The following is a 14,819-nucleotide window of genomic DNA, read 5'->3' as shown; positions in this document are numbered from 1 at the left end:
AGTCCAGGTGTTGAGGGAACAGTAGGAACGCAGATCACAAGGGACCAGAAATGCCCTGCTTCCGGATCATCAGGAAGTGCATGAGCATGAACACCGCCAGCAGCCAGGGCATCACGAAGGTGTGAAGGCTGTAGAAACGCGTGAGAGTGGCCTGCCCAACGCTTTCGCCACCACGAAGTAGTTCCACCATGAAATCGCCAACAACAGGAATGGCAGCAGGAACTCCAGAAACAATTTTCACTGCCCAGTAACCAACCTGGTCCCAGGGCAAGGAGTAACCGGTCACACCGAAGGACACGGTGATCACTGCCATGGTCACGCCGGTGACCCAGGTGAGCTCACGGGGACGCTTGAAGCCACCGGTGAGGTACACGCGGAACACGTGAAGGATGAGCATCAACACCATCATTGATGCGCTCCAGCGGTGCACAGAGCGGATCAGCCAACCAAAGCTGACGTCGGTCATCAGGTATTCGACCGACTTGTAAGCCTCAGCAACGGTGGGCTTGTAATAGAAGGTCATCGCGAACCCAGTCGCGAACTGGATCAGGAAGCACACCAACGTGATGCCCCCCAGGCAATAAAAGATGTTGACGTGGGGAGGCACGTACTTGGAACCAATGTCGTCAGCAATGTCCTGGATTTCCAGACGTTCCTGGAACCAGTCGTAAACCGGTGATGAGTTCGCCATGCACAAGCGGGCTCGAGTTGCGAAAGTCTACTGAGCACGCTTCTGCCACTGAGGCGAACCCACCGCGATGTATCCAACTGTTAACGATCTTTCAGACTGGCTGCGGCGCAGAGGTTTTCGAGCGCTGAGCCAACTGATCACAGCGTCTCTTTGCTGCTTTTTGGTGCTGGGCAGCGCCTGCACAGCCGTTGCACTTAGCGACACACAACAGCTCGTGGTGGACAGCTGGCGGCTTGTGAACCAGGGCTTTTGGAACCCAGAGCAACTTGATGCGGTGCGTTGGAAGCGTCAACGGCAGAAGGCCATGGAACGCAGCATCGAGAGCAGCAACGATGCCTACGCAGCCATCGAATCGATGCTGGCCCAGCTGGGCGACCCCTACACGCGGCTGCTTCGTCCAGAGGACTACACGGCGCTGAAGAACAGCACCAACGGCAGCCTCAGCGGTGTGGGCTTGCAACTCGGTCCGGATGAAAGCAGCAATGGTGTTGTGGTGATTTCTGCCCTGGAGGGCTCACCCGCCGGCGAGGCGGAGATCACCAGTGGAACGCAGTTGCTGTCTGTTGATGGCCGGGACGTGGTGGATCTGGGTCTGGAAGGAACAGTGGCAGCGCTGCGCGGAGACGTGGGTTCGCAAGTAGTGCTGACGCTGGACAACGGCAGCGGGGAATCAAACGAGCTGACCCTGGAACGCCGCAGCGTGGACCTCAGGCCGGTGCGCACAAGGCGCTTGCGCAGCAGCAGTCACACCCTTGGCTATCTGCGGATTACCCAGTTCAGCGAAGGAGTCCCCGAACAAGTGAAAGAAGCCCTCACAGAGTTACAGAACAAGGAGATAGAAGGATTAGTGCTCGACCTCCGCAACAACTCAGGCGGATTGGTGAGCGCTGGATTGGCGGTCGCCGACGACTTCCTTTCCGGTGGCGCCATCGTTGAAACCCGCAACCGCGATGGCATCAATGACACGATCCAGGCCAGTCTCCAGACGGTGTACGACGGACCGATGGTCACGCTCGTGAATGGAGGAACAGCCAGTGCGAGTGAAATCCTGGCTGGAGCCCTCCAGGACAACGAACGCGCCACCCTTCTCGGAGGACAGACCTTCGGCAAAGGGCTGATTCAAACGCTGACCAACCTCAGTGATGGCAGCGGCCTCGCCGTGACCGTTGCTGGCTACGTGACACCGAGTGGACGGGACATCCAAGGGGAAGGCATCGCTCCAGATCGTGGGTTGTCAGATCCGGAACCCCTGAACCCCGGCGGTGAAGGTGATCGCTGGCTCTCGGAAGCAGAGCAATGGATGGAGGCCCTGCTGGAACAACCCGTTGACGAGACCGAGGCATGAGCCAGCGGACTTATCACGACCCTCTGCATCGCGGCATTGGACTTGACCGCCAAGCCCCAGCGGAGGGGATGGTGATGGACCTGGTGGACACGGCGCCGTTCCAGCGCCTGCGGCGCATCCGCCAGCTGGGTCCGGCCTACCTCACCTTTCACAGCGCTGAATCCAGCCGATTCACCCACTCGCTGGGGGTCTTTCATCTGGCGCGCCGTGCGTTTGAGCGGATGCTGCCGTTGGCACCCGAGTTGGAGACTTACCGGGGGCTGCTCTATGGGGCTGCTTTGCTTCATGACATCGGCCATGGCCCCCTCAGCCACACCGGTGAAGAGATGTTTGGCCTGCGCCATGAAGCGTGGTCAGCGCGGGTGATCCGGCATCACCCAGAGATCCATGACTACCTGGAGAGCCATGCATCCGGCACGGCTGAGGCGGTGGCGAACCTGCTGGAGCATGGACACAGCCCTCACCCCCTGATCAAACACCTGGTCAGCAGTCAGCTGGATTGCGACCGACTGGATTACCTCCTGCGCGACAGCTACAGCACCGGAACGCGCTACGGGCAACTGGATCTCGACCGCATCCTGGGAGCACTGACCCTGGCCCCTGACGGGGACATGGCCATTCATCCCAAGGGTCTGATGGCTGTGGAGCACTACCTAGTGGTGAGGAACCTCATGTACAGAAGTGTCTACAACCACCGGTTGAATGTGGTGTGCAACTGGCTGCTGGAAAAACTGATCCTGACAGCACGACAACTGGGTCCTGAGCAGGTGTGGGCTGATGAGGTGATGGCCAACTGGCTCTGGCAACCAGACCAGATCCGCTTGGAGGACTTCCTCGCCAACGATGACCAACGCACCGGCTACCACCTCCAGCGATGGCAAGCCGAAGCGCCAGCAACCCTGGCTGAACTGAGTGGGCGTTTTCTGAATCGACGCCTGCTCAAAGCAACGGCCGTTGAACATCTTCCCCCGGCGGATCAACTGCAATTGCTCGCAACAGCCAGGCGCATGGCCGATCGTCATGGCCACGACCCTGAACTCTGCTGCGGATTGCGTCATCAACAGCTGCGCGGGTACCACCCCTATCGAGGCGGTTTGCGCCTCTGGGACGGGCAGCAGCTCCAAGCCCTGGAGAAAGCCTCCCGCCTGGTCGAAAGTCTGGCGACCCCGGCGGCAACCTCCTGGTTGATTCACCCACGCGACATCAGCAATGAGCTCAGGCAGGCGATGGACGTTGAATGGCCCCGAGCAGAAGCAGCGTGAAGCAGCCATGACCTTGAGGCTTCCCGACCAGCGCCTTGATCACTGGAGGGATCGTTTGCCTGATCTGCTGAGCAGGTGTTCCGAACCGATTATTGATCTCGATTGCGGGGACTGGGTCCTGAACTGCAGCGACCTCGCTGATTTGTGCGCCGCCGTGAGCGAGGCAGGCCATCAACTCGGACGCATCACCGGCCGGGCAGCCGAGACCGTTGTGAGTGCTTCAGCCTTGGGACTGGACGCACGCCGGTCCAACACGCCTTCCAGCCGTGAACTCCAACCCAATCCTGTGACGACGGCCCCTTCCGAGCTGTTGTTTCACCACGGCACCCTGCGCTCCGGCGACCATCTCCAAAGCGAGCGCACCATCCTTCTCTATGGCGATGTGAATCCCGGAGCGCGGATCAGTTCAACCGCTGATGTTTTGGTATGGGGTCGCCTGCGGGGCGTGGCCCATGCCGGATGTGAGGGGTCAACAACCGCGAAAATCGTTGCCCTGCAGCTACGGCCACTGCAACTGAGAATTGCTGATGTTGTCGCACGAGGCCCCGAGGATCTGCCCCAGGCGGGTTTGGCCGAACAGGCCGAGCTAAAGGATGGCGTAATCGCCATTGAACCCGCCGTCATCCAGAGCTTTCAAAAACGCTGACGTCGTTGTCACGTTGTCAGGCCCAAAAGCCAGATTATTCTGGCCGCACAAAGCAGAACCCTGGTGTCGACGACCCGAACCATCCTCATCTGTTCTGGCAAGGGCGGTGTCGGAAAAACAACGACCACGGCGAACCTTGGGATCGCCCTTGCCCGCCAAGGTGCCAAGACCGTGGTTCTGGACGCGGACTTCGGCCTGAGGAACCTTGATCTGCTCTTGGGCCTGGAAAATCGCATCGTCTACACCGCTCAGGAGGTGCTAGCCGAGACCTGCCGGCTGGAGCAAGCCCTGGTGAAGCACAAGCAGGAGCCCAATCTGGCCCTGCTCCCTGCGGGCAACCCACGGATGCTCGAGTGGCTCAAGCCCAAGGACATGCAGGCCATCGTTGCTCTGTTGGAACGCCAGTTCGATTACGTGTTGATCGACTGCCCGGCAGGCATCGAAGACGGATTCAAAAATGCCGCGGCCGCAGCTCGAGAAGCTGTGGTGATCACCACCCCGGAAGTGGCCGCTGTGCGGGACGCTGATCGAGTGATCGGGCTTCTGAACACCCAGGGCGTGCAGCCGGTGCAGCTCGTGCTCAACAGGGTGCGGCCGAAGATGATGTCGAACCAGGAAATGCTTTCGGTGGATGACGTCACCGACATCCTGGCGTTACCTCTTCTGGGTCTTGTTTTTGAAGACGAACAGGTGATCGTGAGCACCAACCGCGGTGAACCCTTGACCCTGAGTGATTCGTCGTCCCCAGCGGCCCAGGCCTACGGCAACATCGCTCAACGGCTTCAGGGTGAAGACATTCCTCTGATGGACCCCTCCCAGGCCCGCCGCGGCCTCCGCGCCAGGATGCGCAAGCTGATGCAAACCCGGATTTTCTGAGGCGATGACACTCAAGGAATTCATCGACAAACTCCTGCGCCGTCAGCCCGCCAGTGCAGAAACAGCCAAAGAGCGGCTCCAGTTGGTGCTGGCCCACGATCGCAGCGACCTCAATCCTGAGCTGCTCGAACAAATGCGCCGCGAGATCCTCGAAGTGGTGGCCCGATACGTGGAGATCGACCTAGCAGAAGGTGATGTGAGCCTCGAGACGGAAGATCGCGTCACCGCCCTGGTGGCCAACCTGCCGATCCGTCGCCCGATCGCCCAACCCGCGAAGGTAGAACCCTCTGAGCAGCAACCTGCTCAAGCTTGAAACCTCGAATCCCGAACCTCCTCACCCCCGCTGAACAGCGGGTGGTGATTTTGTTGCTTGAAGGGCTCAACAACCGAGCCATCGCCCAGCGGTTGGTGATCAGTCATCGCACCGTTGAGTGCCACATCAGCAGGGCACTCCGGAAAAGCGGATGTCGAAATCGACTCGAGCTGGTGCTTTGACCGATCAGCGATCAAGACCCCGTCTTGAATCGCCTGGCAGCCGGTACGATGCAACTCATGCCGGCTTAGCTCAGCGGTAGAGCAGCGCTTTTGTAAAGCGAAGGCCATCGGTTCAAATCCGTTAGCCGGCTTGATCTGGATCAGTTCGACGTGGTGCGGTCTGATTCGCCCGCCAGCAGCCAGATAAAGAACAACCCCAACAGCCAGGGCAGAAGATTCAGTTGAAGCGTCCAGGTGAAGACAGCTTCAAGGGGTTCCAGCACCCAATGAAGCAAGGCCATCACCAGCAGGCAGAGCCCAACAAGCGAGATCACTCGAGCACCTCAACCCCTGCTGGAATCACAGCACCCCGGCGCACCAGGCGCCAGCGTCCTTCCTCGACCCAGACCAACACCGTGCTGGCCTGGCCCGAGGGTTGAGGCCAGGGCTGCGGACCTAGCTGCGCGACATCAGGGAAAACCAGAGCCGCCTCTGCTGCGGTCATGCTGGCGGGTTCACCGGAGCGATTGGCACTGGTAGTGGCCAACGGCCCGCTGATCTGAAGCAGCGCGCGGGTCTGCTCCCAGGCCGGAATGCGGCAGCCCAGCGTTGTGCCACCTGGGTTGAGATACCGGCCCGCACCGCCATCACGGGCAGGCAACACCAGGGTGAGCGCTCCAGGCCAATAGCGCTCAGCCAACGCTGCAACCTCCCGATGGCACGGAACTGCCACGTCGTGGAGCAAATCTTTGACTGATGCTCCCATCAGAATGAGGGGCTTATCGGCTGGTCGACGTTTCAAGCGCCAGAGGGTCTGGGCTTGATCGGGACGGACCGCCAGTCCCGGCAGCGTATCGGTGGGAATAATGGCGGCTTCACCGGCACGAAGCCGCAGCGCCAGGTCGGAGGCGGCCAGAACCGGAGCAGGCATGAATCCTTCCTTCATCGCAGGAGTTGCATCAGCTTGATGCGGCAGGTTTGCGAGCAAGCGCGAAGCGAAGGGTCCCTTCAAGATCAGCGGCCGCTCTGACTTCCACCAAGCCGGCATCCTGCAGCAGCTGGATCACCTGAACGCTCTGGTCGTAGTGGTGTTCGAGCAGAAGCCAGCCCCCAGGCGACAGCCCCGTTGGTGCTCCATCCACCACCGTTCGGATCGCATCCAAGCCATCCGCTCCTCCAAGCAACGCCAAGTGAGGTTCGTGGTCACGAACCACAGCCTCAAGACCGTCAACCACAGCACAGGGGATGTATGGAGGATTGCTGACCACCAAATCCAGGCTTCCCCACCAGCTCTTGAGGGGAGACCACCACGAACCGAGGTGCAGCGAACAGTTGTGATGCGGGGCGCAACCCTGAAGATTGTGTTCTGCCAACTGCAAGGCATCGGGACTGAGGTCGACGCCATGCCCTGGTGCCGTCGGCCAGGCACGGGCCAGAGCCACAGCGATGGCCCCTGAACCAGTGCCGAGGTCAGCCCAACGAGCGGGAGGGGTGGTTTTGAACTGGCTCATGGCCAGATCCACCAGCAGTTCCGTTTCCTGACGGGGAATCAATGCGGCAGGCGACGACTCAAGCAGCACATCCCGCCAGGGACAGAGCCCAACCAGGTGCTGGAGGGGAACATTCCCGTGAAGGTGACGCTCCCACAGCTCAGAGAGCACCTCAAGGGACTGCTCCAGGGCGACGGTGCGCGTGGGGTCCAGCAACAGCCGTTGCAGGCTGGCCCAACGAAGACCACCGGCCAGATCAAGCAACCAATCCAGATCAGCCGAGGTGCCACCCCGGGCGAGTTGTTGGCGCCGCCACTGCAACACATCAGTGCCGACAACGGTTGTGCAGTCTCTCAAGGCCGAGGCTTGCGCCAATGCAATCCAGAATCACACAGCAGTTCGCGCCGACACTCAAGGGCCAAAAGCTGGGGGTCAGCTCAGCAGGGGAACCCTGCAAACGAAGCACCAGCTGATCAAAGGTCGCACCGAGCCAATGGCCTCCATTAACCGTTAATGCTTGCCGCGTGACTGCTCTGACCTCAAAGGGCCCGCGCCAATGGAAGCGAGCAGATCCTTAGCGTGAACCAAGGCAGTCGCACCATCCCGAAGCAGGGCATTGCTGCCCCGACAGGACCAACGGCGGGCATCCCCCGGAACCACCCACACGGGGCACTACATCCGGTTCGCCAAGCGGGCCGAAATCAGTGCCCCGCTTCGTTGCGGACACTCCACCACCACGAGCGCTTGGGCAAAGGCCACCAACCAACGCTTCCGCGCCGCCAAGTGCCCTGGGCGCACACGGCAGCCGGACCGACTCGGACTGATCAACAGCCCTTGCCTGCCGACCTGCTGTTGCAACGATCTGTGGTGGGCTGGATAGACACTGTCCAAGGGTGTCCCCAACACCGCGATGGGTGCACCGTTTCTGGCCAACAGCAGCGATGGCCTGCAGCATCAATCCCTTAAGCAAGAACACTAAGGACGGGCCAACCCGCTTTGGTCAGAACACGGCCCAGTTCTTCAGCTATGGCAAGACCATGATCCGAGGCGGAACGCGTGCCCACCATCGCAATGGCTGTACGGGCATGGATGTGCCGAAGCAGCGATCGATCCCCTTCGACGTAGAGCCCGGAAGAGGGTGAGTGCACATCATCCAAGCAACGAGGCCAATCAGGATCACCCGGCAAAAGGGCACAAGCAGGCACGTCAAGCTTCGGAGCAGACCCGTGCTCGACCCTGTAAAGCTCAACGTCACTCAAACAGTACGCCGGCTAAGCCAGCTCCTGGCTTAAGCGTTCGATCGGCCAACCCCAGAGCTGATCAGGGCCGATGGCTTGATCGCGGCAAAGCTTGCGCAGATCGGCTATTCGTGCGTTGCCCAAGCCAGGGCAACAGGTCCAGAGCGACCACCACCCCCGCACCAGTTCCGAATAAGTACATGCGCACTAAAACGGCAGCGGCATCTCAGGGGTCGATTCAGGGCGCTTGGCGCACCAGCTGATCCATCACCTCCTGCAGCTGCGCCGGCACGCGCCTGAGCACGCGCCCCTCACGCACCATCACCAGATTTACCGACGCCTCCGCAACCACAGTGTTTCTGCAGACAAAGCGAGAGACCCATGGCCAGCGCACCCCCTGCTGACCAGGGCATCGGCTTTCAACACACACTTCGTCGCCGTGCCGCAGCGGATGGCGGTAATCCAGGTGAAGGGACACCACCGGCATATCGACACCCATCGCGGTCATGGCGGCATAGCCAAGGCCCGCAGCCTGGAGGGCCTCAACCCTGGCCTCCTCAAGCCACTGCACATAGGCCCCATGCCACATCACACCGGCGTAATCGGTGTGATGCGGGAGCACACACTTGGTCAGGGTGTACATGATCCGCGTAACGCTGTGACATCAGCTTCTCTCCACGGAGGCAACCACCCATAGGCTTCCGCAGAGGCTGCTTCATCTCCCTGTGTTCAGGAACCTTCTGATTGCCGACTCGGGCAAGGGTCACGTCGAGGAAATGATCCGGATGCTCCAGGACATTCCCAGCTTGAAGGCCGCAAAAATCAATTTGCTGCATGTGGTCTCGGAACAAAGCAAGTCGCAATCCGACGGCCATCGCGACGAAGCAGAAAACCTCTTGAACAGCGCAATCACACGCATGGGACTCAGCCCATCAAGCGTGAGCACCTTGATTCGCGAGGGCGACACCAAGCAGACCGTGCTCAAGGTTGCCGATGACGTTCAGGCCGACCTGATCGTGATGGGATCCCGCGGACTGGGACGCCTTCAATCGATCCTGGCCAACAGCACCAGCCAATACGTCTTTCAGCTGTCCACGCGGCCGATGCTGCTCGTGCGGGATGACCTCTACGTCAAGCATGTCAACCGCGTGATGGTGACGATCGACGGAACAGGCGTTGGGGACGACGCTCTGCGGACGGCCTGCGAACTGGTGCGTGAAATCCCTGGCGGAACACTCACCGGTGTTCATGTCGTACGCCAGGAGTCAGCACCCTCCCGGGGAGGCCGCACAAAAGCAGACGAGGTCCTTGACGCCGCTGTTCAGCGGGCCAGGGGTTTCGGTGTTGACATGAAAGCCATCCACACCGAAGGGAAGGACATCGGTCGCAGCGTTTGCTTGGCTGCATCGGAATGCAACGCCGACCTCGTGGTCATCGCCTCTCAGGACCGACGTCCTCTTGTCGCCAGAGGGCTGGTGGATTTGGACAAGCTTCTGGGCGGATCAGTCAGCGACTACATCCGAGTGCACGCACCAGCCCCTGTGCTGCTGGTGCGTGAGCCTGAACAGGGCTGAATCAGGCCTCGTTGTTCTGCGTGCCGATGTAGAGCACGATCAGGAAGATCGCCGGAACCAGGATGAACAGGAGGCTGGCGACGAATCCGAGATCGTTGGTTTCCATGGCCGTTGGAGGGGTCCACGCGAAGGTATCACCGACAAGAGGCCTGGCGAGCGTCTGCCTTAGGCCTCGTCACCGGCGGTAGCAGCCTTGGCATCTCGGCCGTCCTCATCGACCGCATCCTGGTCCTCCTCATCGAGCTCACTTACCGGAGGCGCTGGCCATGCCGTGGGACCCGCCGGCAGCGGCGCCTGCCTGGCCGCAGCCAGTCTCGAATCGGCATTGGCGAGCCTCACCTGAGGCCGGGTGAGAACCATGACGGACTTTTCCACCAGGGCCTGGCATGCCAGACGCCACTCCTGGGGTCTGCGGCGCAACTTGCTGTCTTCGACGGCAGTGCGTGCCGTCAGCGCATCTGCGTTGTCTTCGTCGACCACGGAGACGAAGCAGGTGATGCATTGTCCACACCCTCCGCAGTTGCCCAGCTGCCCCTTAAGTCCGTAGAGCTCGATGCCCTCGCGCCGGGCTACCTCACGCAGATTCTCGCCGGGGTAACACTCCACATCACGCCCTTCGCGAACGAACCTGATAACGGGCATGAGCTCACAAGCAACCAACCCCCATCATGGGACGAAGCATTGCGTTTTGTGAACGTCAGGGCACTGACTTTCATGTCACTGACCGTTGCGGGCAGATCACTTTTCCCCCGCCCCATGGACTGAAGCCCTTACGATCGCCCATGTCTGACTGCTTATGCAGTCTTGTCCCCCGAACCTGACCCATGGGATTGCCCTGGTATCGGGTGCACACCGTTGTCATTAATGACCCGGGCCGCCTTCTGGCTGTGCACCTCATGCATACAGCCCTCGTAGCCGGCTGGGCCGGCTCCATGGCTCTCTACGAGCTGGCCATTTTCGATCCGTCTGATCCTGTCCTGAACCCAATGTGGCGTCAGGGCATGTTCGTGATGCCCTTCATGTCCCGCCTTGGCGTGACAGGCAGCTGGGGTGGATGGAGCATCACCGGCGAAACGGGTGTTGATCCCGGTTTCTGGAGTTTCGAGGGCGTCGCTGCCGCTCACATCGTTTTCTCCGGCCTAATGATGCTGGCCGCCATCTGGCACTGGACTTACTGGGATCTTGAGATTTGGCAAGATCCCCGCACCGGCGAACCCGCTCTAGATCTGCCAAAGATCTTTGGCATCCACCTGCTTCTCGCTGGACTCGGCTGCTTCGGTTTCGGTGCTTTCCACCTCACTGGCGTATTCGGGCCAGGCATGTGGATCTCTGATCCATATGCATTAACCGGTCATCTCGAGGCGGTTCAACCGTCATGGGGACCCGAAGGCTTCAATCCCTTCAACCCTGGCGGCATTGTTGCTCACCACATTGCTGCTGGCATCGTGGGGATCATCGCCGGCATTTTCCACATCACCACTCGTCCGCCCGAGCGCCTCTACAAAGCGCTTCGGATGGGCAACATCGAAACAGTTCTGGCCAGTGCCATCGCAGCCGTGTTCTTCGCCGCCTTCATCGTGGCTGGAACCATGTGGTACGGCTCTGCTGCAACCCCCGTCGAACTGTTTGGCCCCACTCGTTATCAGTGGGATCAGAGTTACTTCAAAACTGAAATCAACCGTCGCGTTCAAACCGCGATTGACGACGGCGCCACCCAGGAAGAAGCCTTCGAGGCCATCCCTGAGAAGCTCGCCTTCTATGACTACGTCGGTAATAGCCCTGCCAAGGGCGGTCTGTTCCGCGTGGGTCCGATGGTGAACGGCGATGGTCTGGCAACCGCTTGGGTTGGTCACATCGCATTCAGCGACAGCGAAGGTCGCAATCTCGAGGTACGTCGCCTTCCGAATTTCTTCGAGAACTTCCCTGTCGTTCTTGAGGATGAGCAGGGCATCGTCCGTGCCGACATTCCTTACCGTCGTGCGGAAGCCAAGTTCTCCTTCGAACAACAGGGCGTGATCGCCAAGGTGTTCGGTGGCGCACTGGATGGCCAGACCTTCACTGACCCTGCCGACGTGAAGCGCCTAGCACGTAAGGCTCAGCTGGGTGAAGCCTTCGACTTCGACCGTGAGACCTACAACTCTGACGGTACGTTCCGCAGCTCGCCACGCGGCTGGTTCACCTTTGGCCACGCCACCTTCGCGCTGTTGTTCTTCTTCGGCCACATCTGGCACGGTGCCCGCACCCTGTACCGCGACGTGTTTGCTGGAATTGATCCCGACCTCGGAGATCAGGTGGAGTTTGGCCTCTTCGCCAAGCTCGGTGACAAAACCACCCGTCGCCTGCCCGAGGGCTACGTTCCCCCCGCTGGAACTCCCCTCAACTGATCGCCCTCTAGGAACAACACGATGGAAAGCTTCGCTTACGTCCTCATCCTTACCCTTGCGATTGCAACCCTCTTCTTCGCAATCGCCTTCCGCGATCCGCCGAAAATCGGTAAGTGATTTGATCTCCCAAAACCCCGCCTCGGCGGGGTTTTTTCATGCTTTCCATCACCCACCGTCGCAAGCCGGTCTCGTCCGCGCGAGCGGTTCACAGCAGTCTCACGTCAGCAACAGCTGTCGACGGAATACTCAAATGAGACTGATGTCCACGAGGCCCTTCTCAAGTCTCAAATCACTGTCTACAGTTGGTGTAACTAATTGATGCCCTCGGGGATGCAGTGTCCCTCCTGCCAAAACACAGATAGTCGCGTTCTCGAATCCAGGGCAGCGGATGGTGGACGCAGCGTGAGACGACGGCGTGAATGCCTCAACTGTGAATTTCGCTTCACCACCTACGAACGGGTGGAGACCGTTCCGATCACGGTGATCAAACGCAACGGCAACCGGGAAATCTTCAGTCGCAGCAAATTGCTGCATGGCTTGAATCGAGCTTGCGAGAAAACGGGCTTGGACACCTCTCGGCTCGAATCCCTCGTGGAAGAACTCGAACTGAAACTCCAGCAACGCACCGGCAAAGAAGTCAGCAGCACTGAGATCGGTGAATTCGTGCTGAGTGATCTCAAGCAGATCAGCGAAGTCGCCTACATCCGGTTCGCATCCGTCTACCGCCAGTTCCGTGGCATTGACGATTTCGTGTCGACCCTGGAAACACTGAACGCCGATCAGGAACAGAACCATCTGGCCACCGTGCGTTGAATCGGTTCGTTGAACCCGTGCACAGCATCGCTGCGCAAAAAAAGCCGTCGGTCGTGTCTGTAAAGTCGGTAGTTCTCCGTGAAACGTCGGCGGGCGTTCCATGCGATTTTCTCGAACTACCCACCTGAGGTAGACCGCCAGCCCCCCATGTCTGCGACTCCGACAGAAGATCAGATCCAGGATCAGGTTCAGGACGCGAACGCCACAGAAGCCTCTGCAGAAACCGCCGCCGCCGAACAGGCGTTTGAGGCTGAGGACCTCAGCATTCCTGAAGACGTCCCCACCGCGGATGATCCAAGCAGCCGCGCAGCTAGCCGCAGCCTGGACGACGCCGGATTCACCCTGGATGAGTTCGCGGCTCTCCTCAGCAAGTACGACTACAACTTCAAGCCTGGCGACATCGTCAACGGCACGGTCTTCGCCCTGGAATCGAAGGGCGCCATGATCGACATCGGCGCCAAGACGGCTGCCTTCATGCCTCTGCAAGAGGTGTCGATCAACCGGGTCGAAGGTCTGAGCGACGTGCTCCAGCCCGGCGAGATCCGTGAGTTCTTCATCATGAGTGAGGAGAACGAAGATGGTCAGCTGGCGCTGTCGATCCGTCGGATCGAATACCAGCGGGCATGGGAGCGGGTCCGCCAGCTCCAGAAGGAAGACGCCACCATCTACTCCGAAGTGTTTGCCACCAACCGTGGTGGTGCCTTGGTGCGCGTGGAAGGTCTTCGGGGCTTCATCCCCGGATCCCACATCAGCACCCGCAAGCCGAAGGAAGAACTGGTTGCCGACTTCCTGCCTCTGAAGTTCCTCGAGGTGGACGAAGAGCGCAACCGCCTGGTGCTCAGCCACCGCCGCGCCCTGGTGGAGCGGAAGATGAATCGCCTGGAAGTGGGCGAAGTTGTGGTGGGTACCGTCCGCGGCATCAAGCCCTACGGCGCCTTCATCGACATCGGTGGTGTCAGCGGTCTGCTGCACATTTCTGAGATCAGCCACGAGCACATCGAGACTCCCCACTCGGTGCTGAACGTGAATGATCAGATGAAAGTGATGATTATCGATCTGGATGCCGAGCGCGGCCGGATTTCGTTGTCCACGAAGGCTCTCGAGCCAGAACCCGGCGACATGCTCACAGACCCCCAGAAGGTGTTCGAAAAGGCCGAGGAAATGGCTGCTCGCTACAAGCAGATGCTGATGGAGCAGGCCGAAGAGGGCGAAGATCCGATCAGCTCCATGATGATCTGAGCCTGATGGCCCAACTTCTGCTGAAGGGACATCCCATTGGCAATTTCCAAGGGGTGCTGTTCGATAAGGACGGCACCCTTTCCCATAGCGAGCCGCATCTGCTGGCCTTGGCAGACGCACGGATCAACAAAGCCGTCAATATTGCTCAGGAACAGGCCCCTGCGCTGAAATCCTCTGAGCTGATCAACACCCTGCGCAGAACATTTGGTGTTGATCAAGGCATGCTCGATCCCGGCGGCACACTGGCGGTTGCTTCCAGGCAGGACAACATCGCCTCGACTGCAACGGTGTTCTGCCTGTTGGGCTGCTCATGGCCCCAGGCTCTCTACCTGGCCCACACCTGCTTCGACGCGGTTGACCAGGACGGCATGATCAACAGCACGCAAAGCCCATTGATCATCGGTGCTAGGCACCTGCTGCAGGACCTGCACCAGCAGGGCGTCACCGCTGCTGTGATCAGCAATGACACCCGATCCGGGATTGCAGACTTCCTGGCTCACCATCAGCTCAGCGGAGGCTTCGCCGGCATCTGGAGTGCTGATGACCATCCGCGCAAACCGGATCCACAGGCCGTTCTGGAGCTGTGCGGCAGGCTTGGCCTACCACCCCAAAGATGTGCATTGGTTGGCGATGCGGAGACCGACCTTCAGATGGCCCTCGAGGCCGGTATCGGCGGCGTGATCGGCTTCACCGGTGGCTGGAAACGTGCTCCGGAACTGCCATCAGCACAGCATCTTCTCCACAGCTGGACCGACCTCGCCCTCTGCACAGCCACGTAAAGTCGCGC

The 14,819-nt window shown here is 60.1% G+C and carries 21 protein-coding genes and 1 tRNA gene; 13 read left to right on the top strand and 9 right to left on the bottom strand.

Annotation, left to right across the window (positions count from 1 at the left end; translation table 11 throughout):
* Nucleotides 1-34: 34 nt before the first annotated feature.
* On the bottom strand, nt 35-691 hold the full coding sequence (gene petB, locus Syncc8109_RS02285; protein ID WP_011363493.1) for a cytochrome b6: 657 nt from the start codon (nt 689-691) through the stop codon (nt 35-37).
* Nucleotides 692-758: 67 nt separating this feature from the next.
* Here petB and ctpZ point away from each other — a divergent pair, with 67 nt between their 5' ends.
* The 7 genes from ctpZ to Syncc8109_RS02250 all read left to right on the top strand — a co-directional run bounded on the left by ctpZ (nt 759) and on the right by Syncc8109_RS02250 (nt 5,446).
* A complete protein-coding gene (gene ctpZ, locus Syncc8109_RS02280; RefSeq protein ID WP_006849723.1) occupies nt 759-2,036 on the top strand; it encodes a carboxyl-terminal processing protease CtpZ in 1,278 nt (425 codons plus the stop codon).
* Nucleotides 2,033-3,298: an HD domain-containing protein gene (locus Syncc8109_RS02275; protein WP_025362094.1), complete on the top strand. Its 1,266-nt coding sequence runs from the start codon at nt 2,033-2,035 to the stop codon at nt 3,296-3,298. Before ctpZ ends, Syncc8109_RS02275 begins: the two co-directional genes overlap by 4 nt.
* Nucleotides 3,299-3,305: 7 nt before the next feature.
* Complete coding sequence (minC, locus tag Syncc8109_RS02270; RefSeq protein WP_045172865.1) at nt 3,306-3,944, top strand: septum site-determining protein MinC; 639 nt, start codon at nt 3,306-3,308, stop codon at nt 3,942-3,944.
* A gap of 63 nt (nt 3,945-4,007) precedes the next feature.
* Nucleotides 4,008-4,820 carry a septum site-determining protein MinD gene (gene minD, locus Syncc8109_RS02265; protein ID WP_006849989.1) on the top strand — a complete coding sequence of 271 codons (813 nt, stop codon included), beginning with the start codon at nt 4,008-4,010 and terminating at the stop codon, nt 4,818-4,820.
* Nucleotides 4,821-4,824: 4 nt separating this feature from the next.
* A complete protein-coding gene (gene minE / locus Syncc8109_RS02260) occupies nt 4,825-5,133 on the top strand; it encodes a cell division topological specificity factor MinE (protein WP_006851856.1) in 309 nt (102 codons plus the stop codon).
* Nucleotides 5,130-5,315, top strand: a complete 186-nt coding sequence (locus tag Syncc8109_RS02255) for a response regulator transcription factor (protein WP_052328011.1) — start codon at nt 5,130-5,132, stop codon at nt 5,313-5,315. Before minE ends, Syncc8109_RS02255 begins: the two co-directional genes overlap by 4 nt.
* A gap of 59 nt (nt 5,316-5,374) precedes the next feature.
* Nucleotides 5,375-5,446, top strand: a tRNA-Thr gene (locus Syncc8109_RS02250).
* A gap of 9 nt (nt 5,447-5,455) precedes the next feature.
* Here Syncc8109_RS02250 and Syncc8109_RS12485 read toward each other — a convergent pair.
* The 6 genes from Syncc8109_RS12485 to Syncc8109_RS02225 form a co-directional block, all read right to left on the bottom strand.
* A complete protein-coding gene (locus Syncc8109_RS12485) occupies nt 5,456-5,629 on the bottom strand; it encodes a hypothetical protein (RefSeq protein ID WP_006849747.1) in 174 nt (57 codons plus the stop codon).
* Nucleotides 5,626-6,225 carry an L-threonylcarbamoyladenylate synthase gene (locus Syncc8109_RS02245; RefSeq protein ID WP_025362093.1) on the bottom strand — a complete coding sequence of 200 codons (600 nt, stop codon included), beginning with the start codon at nt 6,223-6,225 and terminating at the stop codon, nt 5,626-5,628. The genes Syncc8109_RS12485 and Syncc8109_RS02245 overlap by 4 nt, the downstream gene beginning before the upstream one ends.
* Before the next feature lie 28 nt (nt 6,226-6,253).
* Nucleotides 6,254-7,159 carry a peptide chain release factor N(5)-glutamine methyltransferase gene (gene prmC, locus Syncc8109_RS02240; protein ID WP_045172692.1) on the bottom strand — a complete coding sequence of 302 codons (906 nt, stop codon included), beginning with the start codon at nt 7,157-7,159 and terminating at the stop codon, nt 6,254-6,256.
* A 297-nt stretch (nt 7,160-7,456) separates the two neighbouring features.
* Nucleotides 7,457-7,690 (bottom strand): DNA-processing protein DprA, encoded by a 234-nt coding sequence (locus Syncc8109_RS13015; RefSeq protein WP_255325702.1) that lies wholly within the window; start codon nt 7,688-7,690, stop codon nt 7,457-7,459.
* A gap of 56 nt (nt 7,691-7,746) precedes the next feature.
* Nucleotides 7,747-7,932: a DNA-processing protein DprA gene (locus Syncc8109_RS13010; protein WP_255325699.1), complete on the bottom strand. Its 186-nt coding sequence runs from the start codon at nt 7,930-7,932 to the stop codon at nt 7,747-7,749.
* A 328-nt stretch (nt 7,933-8,260) separates the two neighbouring features.
* Entirely contained in the window at nt 8,261-8,665 is a 405-nt protein-coding gene (locus tag Syncc8109_RS02225; protein WP_006851173.1) for a thioesterase family protein, read from the bottom strand.
* A gap of 82 nt (nt 8,666-8,747) precedes the next feature.
* On the opposite strand from Syncc8109_RS02225, the gene Syncc8109_RS02220 reads away from it, so the two are divergent.
* A complete protein-coding gene (locus tag Syncc8109_RS02220) occupies nt 8,748-9,596 on the top strand; it encodes a universal stress protein (RefSeq protein ID WP_006851744.1) in 849 nt (282 codons plus the stop codon).
* 1 nt (nt 9,597) lies between these two features.
* On the opposite strand, the gene psbM is transcribed toward Syncc8109_RS02220, so the two are convergent.
* Both psbM and Syncc8109_RS02210 read right to left on the bottom strand, forming a co-directional pair.
* Nucleotides 9,598-9,702, bottom strand: coding sequence for a photosystem II reaction center protein PsbM (gene psbM / locus Syncc8109_RS02215; protein WP_025362091.1), 105 nt, complete (start codon nt 9,700-9,702; stop codon nt 9,598-9,600).
* Nucleotides 9,703-9,761: 59 nt separating this feature from the next.
* Nucleotides 9,762-10,238, bottom strand: a complete 477-nt coding sequence (locus Syncc8109_RS02210) for a 2Fe-2S iron-sulfur cluster-binding protein (RefSeq protein ID WP_025362090.1) — start codon at nt 10,236-10,238, stop codon at nt 9,762-9,764.
* Nucleotides 10,239-10,420: 182 nt separating this feature from the next.
* Between Syncc8109_RS02210 and psbB the strand changes: the two genes are divergently transcribed.
* The 5 genes from psbB (at nt 10,421) to Syncc8109_RS02185 (ending at nt 14,811) form a co-directional block, all read left to right on the top strand.
* On the top strand, nt 10,421-11,980 hold the full coding sequence (gene psbB, locus Syncc8109_RS02205) for a photosystem II chlorophyll-binding protein CP47 (RefSeq protein ID WP_006851483.1): 1,560 nt from the start codon (nt 10,421-10,423) through the stop codon (nt 11,978-11,980).
* 21 nt (nt 11,981-12,001) lie between these two features.
* Complete coding sequence (locus Syncc8109_RS02200) at nt 12,002-12,097, top strand: photosystem II reaction center protein T (RefSeq protein ID WP_011128841.1); 96 nt, start codon at nt 12,002-12,004, stop codon at nt 12,095-12,097.
* 213 nt (nt 12,098-12,310) lie between these two features.
* Nucleotides 12,311-12,793 carry a transcriptional regulator NrdR gene (nrdR, locus tag Syncc8109_RS02195; protein ID WP_025362089.1) on the top strand — a complete coding sequence of 161 codons (483 nt, stop codon included), beginning with the start codon at nt 12,311-12,313 and terminating at the stop codon, nt 12,791-12,793.
* Between the two features lie 147 nt (nt 12,794-12,940).
* The gene (locus tag Syncc8109_RS02190) at nt 12,941-14,032 is read left to right on the top strand and encodes a 30S ribosomal protein S1 (RefSeq protein ID WP_006851518.1); all 1,092 of its coding nucleotides are present in this window, start codon (nt 12,941-12,943) and stop codon (nt 14,030-14,032) included.
* Nucleotides 14,033-14,037: 5 nt separating this feature from the next.
* Complete coding sequence (locus Syncc8109_RS02185; protein WP_006849888.1) at nt 14,038-14,811, top strand: HAD family hydrolase; 774 nt, start codon at nt 14,038-14,040, stop codon at nt 14,809-14,811.
* The last annotated feature ends 8 nt before the right edge of the window (nt 14,812-14,819 follow it).

The sequence above is a fragment of the Synechococcus sp. WH 8109 genome (assembly GCF_000161795.2).
Classification (GTDB): domain Bacteria; phylum Cyanobacteriota; class Cyanobacteriia; order PCC-6307; family Cyanobiaceae; genus Parasynechococcus.
The sequence above is the reverse complement of the archived record's forward strand: the minus strand, read 5'-3'. Positions and strand labels throughout refer to the sequence as shown.